Source organism: Bifidobacterium saguinibicoloris (assembly GCF_019331725.1).
Classification (GTDB): Bacteria; Actinomycetota; Actinomycetes; order Actinomycetales; family Bifidobacteriaceae; genus Bifidobacterium; species Bifidobacterium saguinibicoloris.
The window spans coordinates 14,114-30,925 of record NZ_JAHBBF010000014.1; the positions used below are offsets into that span (position 1 = coordinate 14,114).

At 68.5% G+C, this 16,812-nt stretch carries 9 protein-coding genes; 7 read left to right on the top strand and 2 right to left on the bottom strand.

Going from position 1 to position 16,812, the window contains the following annotated elements:
• Positions 1 to 12 precede the first annotated feature (12 nt).
• A complete protein-coding gene (locus KIH78_RS08605; RefSeq protein ID WP_219132026.1) occupies positions 13 to 1,419 on the bottom strand; it encodes a serine/threonine-protein kinase in 1,407 nt (468 codons plus the stop codon).
• Between the two features lie 311 nt (positions 1,420 to 1,730).
• On the opposite strand from KIH78_RS08605, the gene KIH78_RS08610 reads away from it, so the two are divergent.
• The 5 genes from KIH78_RS08610 to KIH78_RS08630 all read left to right on the top strand — a co-directional run bounded on the left by KIH78_RS08610 (position 1,731) and on the right by KIH78_RS08630 (position 13,162).
• Complete coding sequence (locus KIH78_RS08610; protein ID WP_219132027.1) at positions 1,731 to 2,555, top strand: serine hydrolase; 825 nt, start codon at positions 1,731 to 1,733, stop codon at positions 2,553 to 2,555.
• Positions 2,556 to 2,642: 87 nt separating this feature from the next.
• Entirely contained in the window at positions 2,643 to 6,911 is a 4,269-nt protein-coding gene (locus tag KIH78_RS08615) for a PD-(D/E)XK nuclease family protein (RefSeq protein WP_219132028.1), read from the top strand.
• Positions 6,908 to 10,882: an ATP-dependent DNA helicase gene (locus KIH78_RS08620; protein ID WP_236034532.1), complete on the top strand. Its 3,975-nt coding sequence runs from the start codon at positions 6,908 to 6,910 to the stop codon at positions 10,880 to 10,882. Before KIH78_RS08615 ends, KIH78_RS08620 begins: the two co-directional genes overlap by 4 nt.
• Before the next feature lie 181 nt (positions 10,883 to 11,063).
• Complete coding sequence (locus tag KIH78_RS08625; RefSeq protein WP_219132030.1) at positions 11,064 to 11,822, top strand: GNAT family N-acetyltransferase; 759 nt, start codon at positions 11,064 to 11,066, stop codon at positions 11,820 to 11,822.
• Entirely contained in the window at positions 11,819 to 13,162 is a 1,344-nt protein-coding gene (locus KIH78_RS08630) for an MFS transporter (RefSeq protein ID WP_219132031.1), read from the top strand. The genes KIH78_RS08625 and KIH78_RS08630 overlap by 4 nt, the downstream gene beginning before the upstream one ends.
• A 27-nt stretch (positions 13,163 to 13,189) precedes the next feature.
• Here the strand turns inward: KIH78_RS08630 and KIH78_RS08635 are convergent, their stop codons facing one another.
• Positions 13,190 to 14,287: a Gfo/Idh/MocA family protein gene (locus KIH78_RS08635; RefSeq protein WP_219132032.1), complete on the bottom strand. Its 1,098-nt coding sequence runs from the start codon at positions 14,285 to 14,287 to the stop codon at positions 13,190 to 13,192.
• Between the two features lie 240 nt (positions 14,288 to 14,527).
• Between KIH78_RS08635 and KIH78_RS08640 the strand changes: the two genes are divergently transcribed.
• Positions 14,528 to 15,703 carry an aminotransferase class I/II-fold pyridoxal phosphate-dependent enzyme gene (locus KIH78_RS08640; protein ID WP_219132053.1) on the top strand — a complete coding sequence of 392 codons (1,176 nt, stop codon included), beginning with the start codon at positions 14,528 to 14,530 and terminating at the stop codon, positions 15,701 to 15,703.
• 100 nt (positions 15,704 to 15,803) lie between these two features.
• Entirely contained in the window at positions 15,804 to 16,772 is a 969-nt protein-coding gene (locus tag KIH78_RS08645) for a Ppx/GppA phosphatase family protein (RefSeq protein WP_219132033.1), read from the top strand.
• The last annotated feature ends 40 nt before the right edge of the window (positions 16,773 to 16,812 follow it).

Below are 16,812 nucleotides of genomic sequence, written 5' to 3' on the forward strand. Positions count from 1 at the left end.
TCCGCCGGTCCGCTAATCGCCGGAGACGGGCTTCGCGGCGCACGCGGTGGCCGGGGCGTCCGACATCCGCCGGTCCGCCCTGACGATGGAGACCTGGATGCAGGTCTGGGCGGCGTCGGGATCGGCGTCGACGGTGACCTGGGTCTCCCTGACCATCCTGGCCTGTCCGTCGGTCCCTTCCCCCGACCCTTCGGCGGGCTGCCATGCGTAGGTGTCGCCGTCCTTCGGATCCGGGTTCGTCCAATGGAACGTCACCGTTCCGTCCGCGTCGTAGGCGCCGTACAGGTCGGACGGGGACGGGACCGGAGTCGTCTCCGTCGCATCGGGGCCGGCCGCCGCGGAGCCGTCGCCCTCGCCGGTGCCGGGGGTCCTCACCGTGGCCTGCGAACCGGTCGCATGGGAATCGGACCGTGGGATGATGACGAAGGCGAACGCCAGCGATACCGCGGCGATCGCCGCGACCACGCCGGCCGCGACGGCCAGTGGGCGGACCCAACGCCGTTCCGTCGGACGCGTCGTCCGCACGCCGGGCGCGACCGCCGCACGATGCGACGGATAAGGCGGCTGCCCTTCGGCGACCACCGGGGTCATATGGCCGAAATGGGCCTGCTGCACGCGTTGCATCTCGCGTGCGAACTGCAACGCCGAATAGTATCGGTCGTCGGGGTCCTTCGCCATGGCCTTGCGCAGCACGCGCTCCACGTCCGCGGGCACGTCCGGACGGTTCAGGGCGGGCAGCGGCTTGTCCAGAATCAGTTCCTTGAGCTCGTTGGGCGTCCGGGGATGGTAGCCGTACTCGAACGGGGACCGTCCCGTCAACGTGGCGTACAGGGTGGCCGCGAGCGAGTAGATGTCCGCCGCCTCCTGCCCCACATGCCCGGTGAGCACCTCCGGCGGCGCCCAGGGCAGGGAATAGCCGGTGAACCGCTTGTCGTAGATGCCCGACGCGATGCCGAAGTCCGCGAGCACCGGCAGCCCCTGCGCGTTGACGAGCACGTTGCTGGTCTTGATGTCGTGATGGATGACGCCGGCGCGATGCGCCGTGAACAAGGCCCCCGCCAGTTTGACGCCCAGATCGAGCATCTGGTCGCAGGTGAGGGGATGCGCCTGCGTGATCTCCTTGTACGTGCCGTTCGGCGCGTATTCGAACACGATGTATCCCTGGCCGGAGGACGTCACCCCCGCGCCGTAGATCGACATGATGTTCGGGTGACTCGACAGCCGGGCCATCGTATCGGCCTCCCGGGTGAACTGCGCGGCCGCCCGCGGATTGACCGAATCCTTCGAGACCTTCACCGCCACGATGCGGTTCGGGGTACGCTGCTGGTACAGGTACACGCTCGCCGTCGACCCCTCGCCGAGCGTCCGGATATACGTGTAGCCGGGAATCCGCGGTGGCGCTGCGTTGCTTGCTGGCATGTCCTCTTTCCTTCCGCTCCTGCGTCCATCCTACGGTTCACACGGGATGACGGAGCGACAGGGCATGCGGTCACGGACGTAGCCACCGTTCGGTACGCTGTCGTCGCGTGGCGGACAATCGGATCGGACGGCATGTGGGACGGAACGCGGAGCGCGCGCGGAAGGCGCGTCGCACCAGACGGGCCGTGGCGTCCACGCTCGCGGTGGTCATGCTCGCCTCGGCGGTGTCGCTGGGAATCGGAGCGGTCCGCGTGGCGGGGGAACTGAGAGACGCGGATTCCGCAGCGGCGTCCGGGACACGGAGCACGGGCATGGCGCGGTCCACAGGGGCGATGGCCCGGGCGGCCGTCCCCGAGCCTAACGCGAAGGCGCTCATGCAGCGTCGGATGGACGGCCTCGGCGAGGTCATTCGCGCGAGGACCGCGGGCTACCAAGGCTCCTGGCAGGTGTATGTGGAGGACCTGTCCACCGGCGCGTCGACGTCCGTGGACGTGCACGCCGGATATGCGGCGTCCGTCATCAAGCTGTATGTGATGCTCGCCGTGTTCCAACGGTTCGATGACGGTGCGCTCGCCGAGGACTCCACGGTGGACGGGCTGCTCACCCAGATGATCACCGTCAGCTCGAACGAGGCGACGAACGCGCTCATCGAACGTCTGGGGGACGGGGACATGGAGCGTGGCTTCGACGTGGTGAACGGCACCGCCGCGCGATACGGCTTCTCCTCCACGAAGATCACGCAGGCCATCGGTGTGGCGGACGGCGACCCGAACCGCAAGACCACGTCCGCGCAGGACGCCGGACGGTTCATGGCCGCGGTCTGGCGCGGCGGACTCGTGTCCAAGGAGGCGAGCCGGCGCATGCTCGACCTGCTCCTCGCGCAGACGCGGCGCGCGAAGATCCCGGGAGGACTGCCCAAAGGCGTGAGCTGTGCGAACAAGACCGGCGAGATCGCCGGCGTGGAGAACGACGCGGCCATCGTGTTCTCCACGGACGACACGTCCGGCGCCATCGACGGCACGCCGACGCAGGGCGACTATGCGATCGCGGTGATGACCTCGTCCGTCACGTCGTCCGACGCCGCCCAGGCGTCCATCCGAGATCTGTCCGCCATGGTGTGGGAGACGTTGCAATGATGGGCGTGTCGCGATAACGCCATGACATGCCGGTTTTTTCCGGTAGATATCTACCGGATGGTCGGCGGCGGTCCTACGCTGGAGGCTATGACTGGCAATGAGAAAGCATACGAGGCGCTGGACGCGCTCCTGAACGGCCCTGCGGGGGATTCCCCGGCCGCGCAGCAGGACGTGCTGCTCGTCTCCGGGGCTCCCGGCACCGGCAAGACGGAGTACGCGTTCGAGGCCCTTGTGCGTGGCCTGAAGACGTACGGCGACGACAAGGCGGTGATGACCGTGTCGAACAGGGTCATCGCGGACGGACTGGCCGACCGGGTGATCCGCCGGATCGGAGCCTCCTCGCAGGTGCGTCCGGTCACCACGCTTTCGGCGCTCGCATACCGCGTGCTCGCCGCGGTCGCGTTCGATGCCGGGGCTCCCGCCCCCAAGCTGCTCAACGGCGCCGAGCAGGACGCGCTCCTTCGCAAGGTGCTCGCGACCCATCTCATGCACGCACGAACCGGCGACCTGTGCCCCACCTGTCTGCTGCTGCGCTTCTATTTCGCCGACGATGGATGGACGGCGTCGGTGGCGACGGACGACGGGGACGGCGCGGCGTCCGCCGGGGAGGGGGACGCGGATACCGTCTCCATGCTCGAGCGCGGGATCTCCGCGGCGTTCGTCGGCCAGCTGCGTGACATGCTGGCGCGTATGGACGAGCTCGGCGTGGACCGCGAACGCGAATCCCTCGCCTTGGACGCCCTGCGGGAGACGATCGGCGCCGCGGACCGCGGACATGCCTGGCGGCGTGCGGAGCGTCTCGATGTCCAATGGCGGTTGACGTTCGCGCTGCGCCGGGAATACGAGCGGGCCATAGGCGACGACTATCGCGGCCAGTACCGTCTGGACGCCTCGCGGCTGCTGGTGGACGGTGCCGCCGCTCTGCGCGACGGCGCACGGTCCGCCACGTCGCCCGCGCTGCTGGTCGTCGACGATTTCCAGGACACCACGCTTGCGGGACTGCGCTTCCTAGAGGCCCTCCACCGCGCCGGGACGAGGCTGCTGCTCGTCGGCAACCCCGATGAAGCCGTGCAGACCTTCCGCGGCTCCTATCCCGAATACGTCTTCGGACGCGCCGTGGACGGGGTGTTGAAGGCGAAACGCGCCGTCCTGTCCGGTCCGTCGCCGGAACCGGGGGTCCCGAGCTACCGCGATCTCGTCGTTTCGCGGGTGGCGTTGTCCATCCCGTCCCCGGAGAACGAGATGACGGCGTTGCCCGATCGTCCCGGCAAGCCCGCGCGGTGGGAGGGAAGTCTGCCCATCACGCCGGTCGGAACGAAGCCGGACGACACGTCGCTGCGGGCGGCGCTCTACCGCAGCCCCCGTGAGGAGCTCGACGACGTGGTGTGGAGGATCAAGAGGACGCACCTCGACTTCGGCGAGGCGTGGAACACGATGGCGGTCATCGCCCACGACAACGCCACGGTGCGGATGTTCGGCGAACGGCTGCGACGGGATGGCGTGCCGGTGCGGTATTCGTCCGTCACCAGGCCGCTCAGGGATGAGCCGTTCGTGCAGGGACTGTTCTCCCTGATCGAGCTTGCGCGCCTGCGCCGTCAGGGGATCATGGGATGCCTGATGGCTCCGGAGGAGGCATCCCGCTACGTGAGGTCCCGCGTCGCCTCGTTGATGGCGTGCCCGCTGATCACCACCGGTGCGAAACCCGGGGAGGGTCGTCCCGCGCGGCTTGCGGCCGTCGAATCGGCGATGAATGCGTTGGTGTCGCTCGCCGACATCCTTCCGGACGACGCCCGGCATGGTTCCGGGGAACCCGCCGCCGAAGCGGATGACGAGATTCCAGGCGCCGCGGGTCTGAGCGGTCTGACCGGGGCGTGGCGTGAGATGGCACGGCGTTGGTACGATGCGCGCGAGGCGCGGTCGGACGCATCCGGCGAGACGGTCGACGACTCCCTGATCGGCGGCTCCGCGCCGCATGACGAGGCCATGGGGTTCTCGACGAACGCCCTCTACGTGATGCTCGCGTTCGACGACGCGCAGGCGCCCGCCTCGGACATCATGGACATGATCGCCCATGTCATGGGCAGGGACCCCCAGATTCGCGCATGGCGCAGGCTGTGGCATGCGGTCGGTGCGGTGGCTGCGGGTCTGGATGGGCTGGAGAGTCGTGAGCCGCAGTACGTCCTCTCGCTCGCATGGGATGCCATGGGCGTGGCTGGGGCGTGGCAGACCGCCGCATTGGCGAATACGTCCGAAGGGCGTGCCGCCAACGATCGCCTGGACGCGGCGATGCGTCTGTTCCAATACGCGGAAGGCGGCACCGCCGGCCATGACATCGTCGCATTCGCCGAGCAGGTACGGTCCATGCAGATCGAAGCCGATTCGCTGGCCCATGTGGGGCCGGTCGAACAGGCCGTCACGCTCTCCACGCCGGCCGGCGCCGTGGGACGGCATTGGACGCACGTGTGGATGCCCGCGTTGCAGCAGGGCGTATGGCCCAACCTCGCCGAGAGAGGGACGCTCTTCGGCGGGGACGACCTCGCCGACATCATGCTCCACGGGGAATATGCGGGCGGCGGCCTGGAGACGTCCCGCGGCATGGCCGACCCGCGGCTGACGGCCGTGCTGTCTTCGGAGAAGAAGGGGCTGCTCGTGGCGCTCACCCGGGCCATCGGCGCATCGGCCACGGTGACGGTCAGCGCCGTGCGCAACGACGACCTCACGCCTTCGGACTTCCTCTACGGGTATATGCCGGAACGGTTCGACCGCGGACAAGCTGACTACACCGGTGTGGGAAGCGCCGCGGGAGCCGCGTCCGACGCGGGATCCACGGGTGACGATGCGAAGGGCGACGAACGCGGACACGGGTATGACGGTCTGGACGCGGATCCGCGCGGTCTCGTCGCGGCCGCACGCATCACGCTTGCGCGCGACGCGTCCGATGTCGCCGGGGCCAAGGACGCGGCACGTGCGTTGGCGCTGCTCGCACGGCACGGCATCGAATCCGCCGAGCCAGAGAACTGGTCGTTCCCGACGCGGAACCCAAGTGATTGGGGCGACTGCGATGACGTCGCGTCGGCGACACAAGAAAGCACCCCTTACGGGCGGAATGACGGGCGGGAAGCCGTTCCGGTCTCGTCCGGACAAGCCCACCCCGTGGCGACCTTGTCGCCATCGGCGGTGGACCGGATCTGGGATTGTCCGGTGTGCTGGATGCTGGAGAACCGCTTCGCCGGGCCACGCCCCGGCAGTGTGGCCGCCGGCTTCGGCACGCTGATCCACGCCGTGGCGCAGCAGGGCAGCGAGGAAGGCCTCGATATGCCCGGCTTCATGGCCGGCTCGGGGCGCGAGGAACGGACCGAAGCGGTCCTGTCGCGGCTGCGCGCAATCTACGAAGGTCTCAGGCCCGACCCGGACGCCGTGGGGGATCCCGCGGACCGGTATGCCATGATTCGCAAGGACGCCGACGCCGAGACGGCGCTCGCCGCCATAGCCGGATACTTCGTCTCCTCCAACGAGCCCGACTATCTTGGGCGCAACGGCGACAACTTCGACATCGGCACCCTGGAACGGGCCGACTGCGAAGAGGAGTTCACGGCCCGGATCACCCTCGCGCGGTTGCTGCCCGCATACAACGGGCTGCCCGGCATGCATGCGGTCACCGCCCACGAACTGGGCGCGCTCATGGGAACGCTCATCGGCGGGTGGCCTGAAGGCATGAGCGATGACCTGACCGTCCGGCTGTCCGGCCGCATCGACCGCAAGGAGACGCGGACGGTGCGGGGCGGGACCCGGATACGTCTCATCGACTACAAGACCGGGCAGCCGCCCACCATCAGGCAGGCCGCCAACGACCTGCAGCTCGTGTGCTACCAACTCGGACTCGCCTTCCCCGAACAAGGGGACGTGCGGCTCGAGGACGTCACGCCCGTGGCGCAGAGCGCGCTGTTCCACGTGGCCTGCAACGACACCCCCGCGGAAAGCTACGCGCCGGAAGGCGCTTATCAGCCGGCGTTGTTCACCGGCGGCACGTTGAACGCCGAGGCGTTCATGAAACGCTTCCACTATCCGTCGGCGGACAAGCTGCTCGATATGCCGCATCCGCATCCGGAGCGCAGACCGGAGGGCCTGCACGACGTGTCGGATGAGGCATGGCGCGAATTCGCGTCCCTCGACGGCACACAGGCGCTCTGGGCATTGACCATGATCGCCCGCGTGTTCTACGCGGCCGCCGCCAGCCGGTCCGCGACCATCGTCGCGCATCCCACCGCACGGCACATCGGCCGATGCCGCATGAAGGACGTGTGCCCGGCATGCGCCGGCGCCGTGGACACCATCTTCGAAACGAGGCTCGCATGACCACGACATTCACCGACAGCCCGGAGCAGGCGGCCGTCATCGGCGCCCCGGTCCATGACGACGTGCTCGTCGTCGCCGGCGCCGGATCCGGCAAGACCTACACCATGACCCGGCGCATCATCGAACTCATCGGCCGGGGCACGGCCCCGGAACGCATTCTCGGTCTCACCTTCACCCGCAAGGCGGCCGGAGAGCTGCTCGACCGCGTCTCCACGGCCGTGCTCTCTTCGGGGAACGATGGAGAGGATAGGGCGGCGAATGCGGACAGGGCGTTCCTCAAGCCCACCATCGCGACGTACGACGCGTTCTTCCAGACCATCGTGCGCCAGTACGGCCTGCTCGTCGGCTTCGATCAGAACACGCAGCCGTTGAGCGAAGCCGGGGCGCTCCTGCTCGCCGGTGATGTCATCGGACGGCACGCCGATGAGCTGCGCGACGCCGACCTGGGCTCGTTCTCGGCACTGTCGAAGCAGGTGCTCGGACTGTCGAACGCCATCGGCAGCGCGATGATCGGCGACGGCGTCACCGACATGCGCCAGGCCATCGCGGCCGTACGGGCGTGGGACGACGCGTTCATCGCCCGGGTGCGCGACGCCATCGGAGACGAGACCGTCCCGGAGGAGCGTCCGAAACCGCCCAAGCCGAAACGGACGAAGAAGGATACGGACGCCACATGGCAGGCCAAGGTCGAGCGGCAGCGTCGGATGCAGCATGACCTGTGCCTGTTCACCTGCGCCGGACTCGCCGGCACAGCGGAGCGTCGCAACCTGCTGTTGAGGCTCGTCTCCGAATACGCCGACGAGAAGCGGCGGCGCAACATGGCCGAATTCAGCGACTTCACCATCGCCGCCTACCAGCTGGTCACACGGTTCCCCTCCATCGGCGAACGCTACCGCGAACGGTTCAGTCACGTGCTGCTCGACGAATACCAGGACACCTCCACCACGCAGGCCACGCTGATCGCCACACTGTTCCAGGGCGGCGGTACGGCGGTGAGCGCCGTGGGGGACCCGTTCCAATCCATCTACGCGTGGCGTGGCGCCAGCCCCGGCGCATTCCGCATGTTCCAACGGGACTTCCACATGCGGGCGGAGGAGCGGCCATATGCGCTGAGCGTCACCAGGCGCAACGCGAGACTCGTGCTCGAAGCGGCCAACGACCTCACCCTGCCGCTGCGGCAGGAGCCCAGGCGTCCCGGCAGCTCACTGATGCGCGAAGTCGACGTGCGGCCGCTCAGCACCCTCGACGACGCCCCCGAAGGCACCGTGGGCGCATTGGGATACGACACCCTCGGCCAGGAGATCGACGGCGTGGTCCGTTTCTGCGCCGCGGTCAGGAAGGAGACCGGACACGACGGCGAACCCAAGACCGCCGCGGTGCTGTTCCGATCCAAGAAGGCCATGCCCCTCTACCAGCAGGCGTTGGAGCAGGCCGGTCTCACCACAGCCGTCGTCGGCTACTCCGCCATGCTCGAACGCCCCGAGGTCAGGGATCTGCTCGCCCTGCTGCGCGTGGTCTCGGACCACACCGACACGAACAGCCTGATGCGTCTGCTCGCCACACCGCGGTTCGGACTCGACGCGCAGGCGCTCTCGACGCTCGCATCGCTCGCCGACGCCGACAACACCGAAAGCCGTTACCGTGCGCTCGCCGTCGCCGGCGTGGTCCCCGCCGATGCGCCGCGGTCCCAGTGGGCTTCGCTGGTGCGCGAACACCGGTCCGAAGTGGCCAACGCCGTGTTCCTGCCCGACCTGCTCATGAAGGACGACCTCGGGGACGAACTGGAACGCGAAGGACATCTGGACGGGTACGCCAGACATGCGGTCCTGCGCTGCTCGCGCATGCTGCGCCGTGTGGACGACATGGTCGGAGGGCCGCTGCAGGACGTGGTGCGGGCCGCGGCGGAAGCCCTCGATCTGGACATCGACACCGTGGTGGCCCAGGCACTCCATTCGGACGATGGAACCGTCAACCCCACCCTCGCGCGCATTCCCATCGGGGCCGTGACCGATCTGGTGGACGCCTACACCGCCGAGATCGCGGCCGACGCCACGCCCACGCTGCGTGGATTCATGGCATGGGTGGACGCGCTGGGCTCTATCGAGGACGAGGCGGCCGCATTGGGGGCCGACCGGAAGGCCGACGTGGAACTCATGACCGTCCATCAGTCCAAGGGCCTCGAGTGGGACGCCGTCGCCGTCGTGGGACTGGAGAAAGGCGTGTTCCCCAGCAGTCAGGGCGACAATCTCTCCGTGGAGGAGGACGATGCGCACCCCGGCGGCCTCGAGCATGGCATCTGGACGGCCCCCGAATATCGGGAGAGCGCTAGGACATGGCTCGACGACCCCACCGCCGTACCAGTGCCGATCCGCGTCGATGCCGGCATCCTCCCCAGATTCCCGCACGACGCCCCCGCCGATTCGGACCCCATCGCCTCGCTGGACGCGTTGGACGGTGTGGAGCGCATCGACGACGAGGTGTACGGCTCGCTGCGGAACGACGGAGACGGCGCGGAAGGTGCCGACCCGGACTCCCGGTATCTGACCCAGGAGGAGGAATACGGCAGGCGGCTGCACGCCGACGAACGGCGGCTCATGTACGTGGCGCTGACCAGAGCCAGGACGGACGTGCTGCTCACCTATGCGCGCACATCCTCGCCCCTGCGCGATCCCTCCTTGATTGAGGGGAAACCCAGGTCAGCGAAGCCGTCCAACTTCTGGCTTGAAGTGCACGACGCGCTGCATTCCCGCGCCGACGCGGTCACCATAGGAAAGGACGGCTCCGGTGCGGACGGCGCGGATGACATGGACGGTGCGGATGGCGCCGCGGTGCCGTCCGGGAACGCCCCGACGGACGCTTCGACGGATGCCTCGACGGACGTCCGCACGCTGGCCGGCCGCGGCGTCCCCCTACCGGCCGGTATGTTCGCCGGCGAGGCGGCGAAGGCCCGTGTACGTGTGCTGGTGACGGACGCGTGGAACGGGCCGTATGACATCGAACGGGATGCGGACGGCCTGCCATGGCCCGTCGGGCTGACGCCGGCGCTCGCCGAACGTCTGCGGCGGGCGGCCGAGACCGTACAGGCGGTCCGGGAGACCGCCGCCGATGCGGAAGGACCGGTGGGGCCCCTGCTCGAACGGGCGCGGATGCTGGTCGCGGACGATGACCTCATGAGCGGCTCGCTGTCCGGCGAGACCCTCGACGAAGCCGTCAGGACCAAGGCGCAGCGCATCCTCGCCGGATCGCGCCAAAGCGTCACCGGTCTGCAGGTGCGCGCCGGAACCTTGGGCGAGCGCGAGGAACGCCGGTATTGGAGGAGCATCGTACGGCCCATCCCGTCCGTCGCCTCGCCGTCCGCCTCGGCGGGAACCCGGTTCCACGCGTGGGCGCAACGGTTCATCGACGCGGCCATCCCCGGCAAGGACCTGCTCGGAACCGACGCCGTGCCCGGGGTGGATGCTGGAACGTTCCCCAATCCGACACGCCGGACGATGCTCGCCGGGCTCGGCGCTGACGAACCGGACGATGCCGTCGAACGGCGGCTGCTCTCCTGGGAGCGTCGCCTCGCCGCATCCCCATGGGCGCGGCGCATCCCCGCATGGGCCGAACGGCAGATCGTCGTCTCGCTGCCCCAACTGGACGGTATCATCGCCAACGGCAAGCTCGACGCCGTCTTCCACGGTGGCCTCGACCCGGAGGACGATTCGAAACGGTACACCGTCATCGACTGGAAGACCGGGCGTCGGCCGCGTACCGCCAAGGAACGTGCGGAGAGACTCGCGCAGCTCGACCTCTACCGTCTCCTGCTCGCCGCGGTGGAGGGCCTGCCGCTGGACAGCATCGACGCGGCTCTCTACTATGTGAGTGAGCCCGACGAGCGGAACCGAGAACTGCGCGCCGAGGCGAAAACAGAACAGGACATCATTGCCGAGTTGAGCTCCGGAGTTCCCGAGCAATCCGACGACGATTAGACCCATCCCGCGTCCGATGCGGCGCCATCCCCATGCGGGGCGGCGGCGCTGGACGGCGGGACAGCGGGTCCCGCGGTGGGAACGCGCCGCGAACGTCTCGTCGGAGGAACCCGCGACCCTCGTGCGTGCACGTGTGGGCGGGCGCACGTGCCGAACGACCACAACAAGGAGTACAGGCATCATGGCTGCGACGGACACCGCAACCAACGGCACCGCAATCACCTACCGTCCCATGGAGTGGGACGATCTCGACGTCATCGCCGACCAGTTCTACCTCACCTGGGGCGTCGACGAACCCGGAGACCCGGACATCGCGAGGATGACCTCGCGGCATTTCGTGCTCCACTATCTCGAACCGGCCACGCGCGCTGACATCGCGCAGGGGACGGACGGCACGTTCATGGGCGTCACCCTGTCGAGGGTGGCCGGCCGGCCGACGCTGTTCCCCGAAGTTCCGGCCGCGCTCGCGCGCGTCGACGGCGAACTCGCCGCCACGGAGGAAGGCGCGGCCGCGCTCGCACGCACCAACGCATGGCATCGGATGGAGGAGCGGCTGGAGGACCGGATCGGCGTCAACGACAGGGCCCCCGCGGAACTCGAGCTGTTCCTCGTCGCCGCCGCGGCGCGCGGACACGGCGTCGGCGGCACCCTCTGGCGCCGGATGCTTGCCTACTTCGCCTCCGAAGGCGTCGGACGCTACTATCTGCACACCGATTCCAGCTGCGACGTGGGCTTCTACGACCACAAGGGACTCGAGCGCACCGCCGAATGCTACGCCAAGGACCATCCGGACGAACCCGCCGGCAACGGCGAGGACATCTTCATCTACGAAGGCCCGGTCCCGCCGGAGAGTCCGGTCCCGTCGGAAGGCCCGGTCCCGCCGGAGAACCCGGTCCCGCAGGAGAACCCGGTCCGGACGGAAGGGACGGTGCGGGCATGACCGTGAGCCAGGGCACCTCCGCTTCCAAGGCCGCGGCCGGATCCCCCTACGCCCGGCTGTTCCGCATCCCCGGCGCCAAGGCGTTCTGCGTCTCCGGCGCCGTGGCCAGGCTCCCGATCTCCATGATGAGCCTGGGCATCGTGCTCGCCCTCAACCACCTGTACGACAACTGGACGATAGCGGGCACCATGAGCGCCACCTACGTGTTCGCCCTGTCCTGCGTCACGCCGTTCTACGCGCGGCTGTTCGACCGGTTCGGCCAGCGGCGCGTCGGCAGGACAGCGCTCGCCGTGCAGGTCGCGGCCATGCTCACGTTCGCGTTCGCCGCGCTGTTCCGTGTGCCGATCCCGCTGCTGTTCGCGCTCGCCATCGTGATGGGGTTGACGCAGTTCTCGTTCGGCGCGCTCGTGCGCACCCGATGGGCGTACGCGTTGCGCGGCGTCGCCGACGGCGAATCATTGCTCAACACCGCGTACGCGATGGAGGCGGCGATCGACGAGGTCGTGTTCATCCTCGGCCCCATCCTCGCCGCATGGCTCGCCACGTCCGTGCATCCCGTCAGCCAGCTGTTCGTCCCGACCGTCGCCTGTGGTGTGGGAGGCGCGGTCTTCTTCGCGCTCAAATCCACGCAGCCGCCCGCCATGGTCGAATCCGTAGAGGTCCGGCCGGCCGCGACGGAGCCCGGCGGCGCGAAGGATGGGAAGACTGCGGCCGGGGACGGGAACGCCGACCGGCTGAGCCTCGGGACGCTGCGCCGGCAGGGCGCGAAGCCGAGGAGCGTGCTGCTCTACGGCGGCGTGCTGCCCCTGCTCATCGTGTTCGTGGTGTTCAACATGAGCTTCACCGCGTTCGACGTGTCGATCACCGCATCCATCAAATCCATGGGGCTGGAACGGTTCCTCGGTCTCCAGCTCGCCATGTTCGCGGTCGGTTCGTGCGCCGGCGCCATGGTGTTCGGCTCACGCCGGCCCAAGGGCTCGCACTGGCGCCACATGGTGATGTTCCTGTGCCTGCTGACTGTCGGCTACATGGGATTCCGCCTCGTCATGGACAACCTCGTCCTGCTGGGCCTGGTGGAGGTGCTGTCCGGCCTCGTCGTCTCGCCGCTGTTCACCACCGGCAACCTCATCGTCAAGGACCTCGTGCCTCCGGAAAGTCTCACCGAGGGGCTGAGTTGGGTGACCACCGCCGGCACCGTCGGCACGTCGATCGGCTCGTCCGCGGCGGGCGTCGTGCTCGACGCGTCCGGACCGCACGTCGGCATGTTCCTGCCCGCCCTCTTCACCGCCTGCGCGGTTCCACTCGCCTTGCTCGGGTGGGCGTTGGCGCGCAGACGGTAGGGGAGCGGTCGGTCCCGTCGGTAGGGCCTACTCCTCGAACGGGTACTTCAATCCCCACGCGGCGCGGATCTCGTCCATCAGGGACATGATGCGCAGCGTGTCCGCGTGCGGCATCGCCGGGCATTCGGTATGCCCGTCCAGGATCGCGTTCGCGGCGGCCGCCACCTCGTACTCGTAACCGGTCAGCTGGCCGGGCACGCGGATGTGGCGCACGAGTTCGTGGTCGAGCCCGTACACGTCGATGCCCAGCGGGTTGTTGATGTTGTCGACGACCGCATAGCCCTTGTTGCCCTCGATCACGCCGGAACGGTCCGAGGCGACCGCGCGCGAGCTCGTCGCCACGGCCATGAGCCCGTCGTCGTACGTGAGGATGGTCGCGTTCGTTGCGTCGACGCCCGTGTCGTACGGTGTCATCGTCGTCTGCATGGACGTGATCGACCGTCCGTGGTCCGCGCCGACGGCCATGTCGATGAAGTTCAGCGCGTACACGCCCACGTCGAGCAGCGCGCCGCCGGCCAGCGCCGGGTTCGTGATGCGGTCGCGGCCGTGCGGCTCGTAACTCAGGTCCGCGCGCACCATGCGGATGTCGCCCAGTTCACCCGAGGAGATAAGGTCGTTGATGATCTGCCGGCTCGGCTGGTAGCGCGTCCAGATCGCCTCGGTGACGAGCAGGCCGTCGGTCTTCCCGGCCGCGGCGAACACGTCCCTGGCCTGCTTGACGTTCGCGGTGAACGCCTTCTCCACGAGCACGTTCTTGCCGTGGCTCAGGCATAGAATCGCCTGTTCGGCGTGGAAGTTGTGCGGGGTGGCGATATAGACGAGATCCACCAGCGGGTCCTCCACCAGCTCCTCATACGAGCCGTACGCCTTGTCGAACCCGTATTTGGCACGGAACGCCTCGGCGCGGTCGAAGTCGCGCGCCGCCACCGCGTACGGGTGGATCAGATGCGAGTACCGTGTGGAGGGTGAGGCCATCGCGACCAGCGTCTTCGCCATCGTGTTGGCGATCGACCCGGCGCCCAGAATCGCGACGTTCACCGTATCCTCGCCGGTCTGTTCGAGTTCGTATCGTGCGCCGTTCAGCCTGCCGTACGGTCTGTATTGCGCCTGCGGTTCCGTCGTCATCGTTCGTTCCTCCTTGAATGTCCGTGAAGGTCGTTCCACCGCCGATTCTACCGTCCGACGACGCTTGCGCGCCGTCCGTCAGGTACGCCTCCGGCATGCGGTCCGCTGTCGGGCCGTGCCGATACAACGGGCGGTATGACCAGTGGTGAAGCAACGCAGCCCGGAACGGCGGACGACGTCCGTTCCGCGACCGATCCGACCGATTCGAACGCGGCGACGTCGGCCGCCCCGACGCCCGTCATGTCGCGCCGCGCCCGCGAGGCGCAGCCCTTCCGCGCCATGGTGTTCGGCGCGAAGGCCGACGAGATGATTGCGGACGGCATCGACGTCGTCAAACTCTCCCTCGGCGAACCCGATTTCGGCGCCCCGCCGGCCGTGCGCGACGCCATGCGCGAGCAGTACGACGGGCGTGCGCTGCCCTACACGGCGGCCATGGGGCTGCCGGAACTGCGCCGTGCGATCGCCGACTTCTACCGTGAACGCCACGACCTCGACATCGACCCGAAGCGCATCGTCATCACCTCCGGCGGATCGGCGGCGCTCCTGCTCGCCACCGCGCTGACCGTCGACCCGGGCGACGAGGTCATCATCGCCGACCCCTCCTACCCGTGCAACCGGGAGCTCGTCAACAGCTTCGAAGGCAAGGTCGTCGACGTGCCCACCAGCGCCGCCACCCGCTTCCACCTGAATCGCGACCTCGTCGCCGCGCATTGGACGGACCGCACCAAGGCCGTGATGATCACGTCCCCGTCCAATCCGACCGGCACCACCATCGACTTCGACGTCTTGCGCGAGGTCACCGCCTACGCGCGCGACCACGGCGCCTGGCGCAACGTCGACGAGACCTACCTTGACCTCGCGGACCATGAGAACGGGGTCGCCGTCCGGTCGGTGCTCGCCTGCGACGACGGCGCCATCGTCTGCAACAGCTTCTCCAAGTTCTTCGGCATGACCGGATGGCGGCTCGGCTGGGCCATCGTCCCCGACGACCCGGCCGTGCTGGCGGCCGTGGACGACCTCGCCACCAACTACTATCTGTGCGCCCACACGCCCACCCAGCACGCGGCCCTCGCCTGCTTCACGCCCGAAAGCCTCGCCGTATGCGAACGACGCCGGCAGGAGCTGCTCGCGCGCCGTCGCATCGTCATCGACGGGCTCGCCCGCATCGGTCTCCCCGTCGAAGTGGAACCCAACGGCGCGTTCTACGCGTACTTCGACATCTCGTCCACAGGACTCGACGCGTGGACGTTCTGCGAACGTGCGCTCGACGAGGCGCATGTGGCGCTGACCCCGGGACGCGACTTCGGCGCAGCCACCGCCGACACGCACGTGCGTCTGAGCTATGCGGCATCGCGCGAGGCGCTCGCCGAGGGCCTGGACCGCCTGGGCACATGGCTGCCCACGCTGCGCGTCTGACGCGGCGCGTGGTGGCATCCGACACGACGGCAACGCGGCGAACGACGGCATCGCAACACACAACAAAGCACACAACACGAAGGACTGCAAGGAATCCAGCATGGTCAACCTGCGCTCGCACACCACCCGACTCGGCGTGCTCGACATCGGCTCGAACACCATCCACATGCTCATCGTCGACGCCGCGCCCGGCGCGCGTCCCGACCCGGAGGCCAGCACGAAGACCACCGTGCGCCTCATGAAATACCTCAAGGACGACGGATCCATCAGGAAGGCCGGCATCGAGGCGATCCTCGCCGCGGTGGACGACGGCATGAAGCTCGCCGAGGAATACCAGATCACGCAGCTGCTCGCCATGGCCACCAGCGCCATCCGCGAGGCCCCCAACGGCAACAAGGTGCTGCACAAGATCGAGGAGCATATCGGGCAGTCCGTCACCGTGCTGTCCGGCACCGACGAGGCCAGGCTCACGTTCCTCGCCGCGCGGCGCTGGTACGGCTGGGACGCGGGCCGTCTGCTCGTGCTCGACATCGGCGGCGGCTCGCTCGAGGTGGCGATGGGCTCCGACGAGGAACCGACCGTGGCCTTGTCCGTGCCGGCCGGCGCCGGCCGCGTCACCACCGAGTTCCTGCCCTCCGGCGTGGCCACGTCCGAGGAGCTGGACGACGTGCGCAAGGAAGTGCGACGCATCCTCGAACCGATGGTGGACGCGTTCCCGAAATCCAAGCATCCGAACCATGCGGTCGGCACGTCCAAGACGTTCCGTTCGCTCGCGCGTCTCGCCGGCGCCGTGCTGCGCCAGCCGGGACGCGAGGACACGATGGTCATGACGCGCGAGCAGCTGGAGGACTGGCTGCCCCGCCTCGCCGCCATCGCCCCCGAACAGCGTGTGGCGTTGCCGGGCATCACCCCGGAGCGCACCATGCAGATCGTGGGCGGCGGCGTGGTGGCCGATGAGATCATGAAGGCGCTCGACATCGAGGAGATCGAGATCTGCCCGTGGGCGTTGCGTGAAGGCGCCATCCTGCGTTGGCTCGACCAGTTCGGACGCACGCGCCTCGGTTTCTGAGAAAAGGGCGAGGCGTCGTCCCGCCGCTTCCCGTCCGCAT

What these genes read in the sequence shown, in the direction of transcription:
- KIH78_RS08610 (WP_219132027.1), top strand. Translation starts at nt 1,731, where the DNA reads ATGGCGCGGTCCACAGGGGCGATGGCCCGGGCGGCCGTCCCCGAGCCT.
- KIH78_RS08615 (WP_219132028.1), top strand. Translation starts at nt 2,643, where the DNA reads ATGACTGGCAATGAGAAAGCATACGAGGCGCTGGACGCGCTCCTGAAC.
- KIH78_RS08635 (WP_219132032.1), bottom strand. Translation starts at nt 14,287, where the DNA reads ATGACGACGGAACCGCAGGCGCAATACAGACCGTACGGCAGGCTGAAC.
- KIH78_RS08640 (WP_219132053.1), top strand. Translation starts at nt 14,528, where the DNA reads ATGTCGCGCCGCGCCCGCGAGGCGCAGCCCTTCCGCGCCATGGTGTTC.
- KIH78_RS08645 (WP_219132033.1), top strand. Translation starts at nt 15,804, where the DNA reads ATGGTCAACCTGCGCTCGCACACCACCCGACTCGGCGTGCTCGACATC.
- KIH78_RS08605 (WP_219132026.1), bottom strand. Translation starts at nt 1,419, where the DNA reads ATGCCAGCAAGCAACGCAGCGCCACCGCGGATTCCCGGCTACACGTAT.
- KIH78_RS08625 (WP_219132030.1), top strand. Translation starts at nt 11,064, where the DNA reads ATGGCTGCGACGGACACCGCAACCAACGGCACCGCAATCACCTACCGT.
- KIH78_RS08630 (WP_219132031.1), top strand. Translation starts at nt 11,819, where the DNA reads ATGACCGTGAGCCAGGGCACCTCCGCTTCCAAGGCCGCGGCCGGATCC.
- KIH78_RS08620 (WP_236034532.1), top strand. Translation starts at nt 6,908, where the DNA reads ATGACCACGACATTCACCGACAGCCCGGAGCAGGCGGCCGTCATCGGC.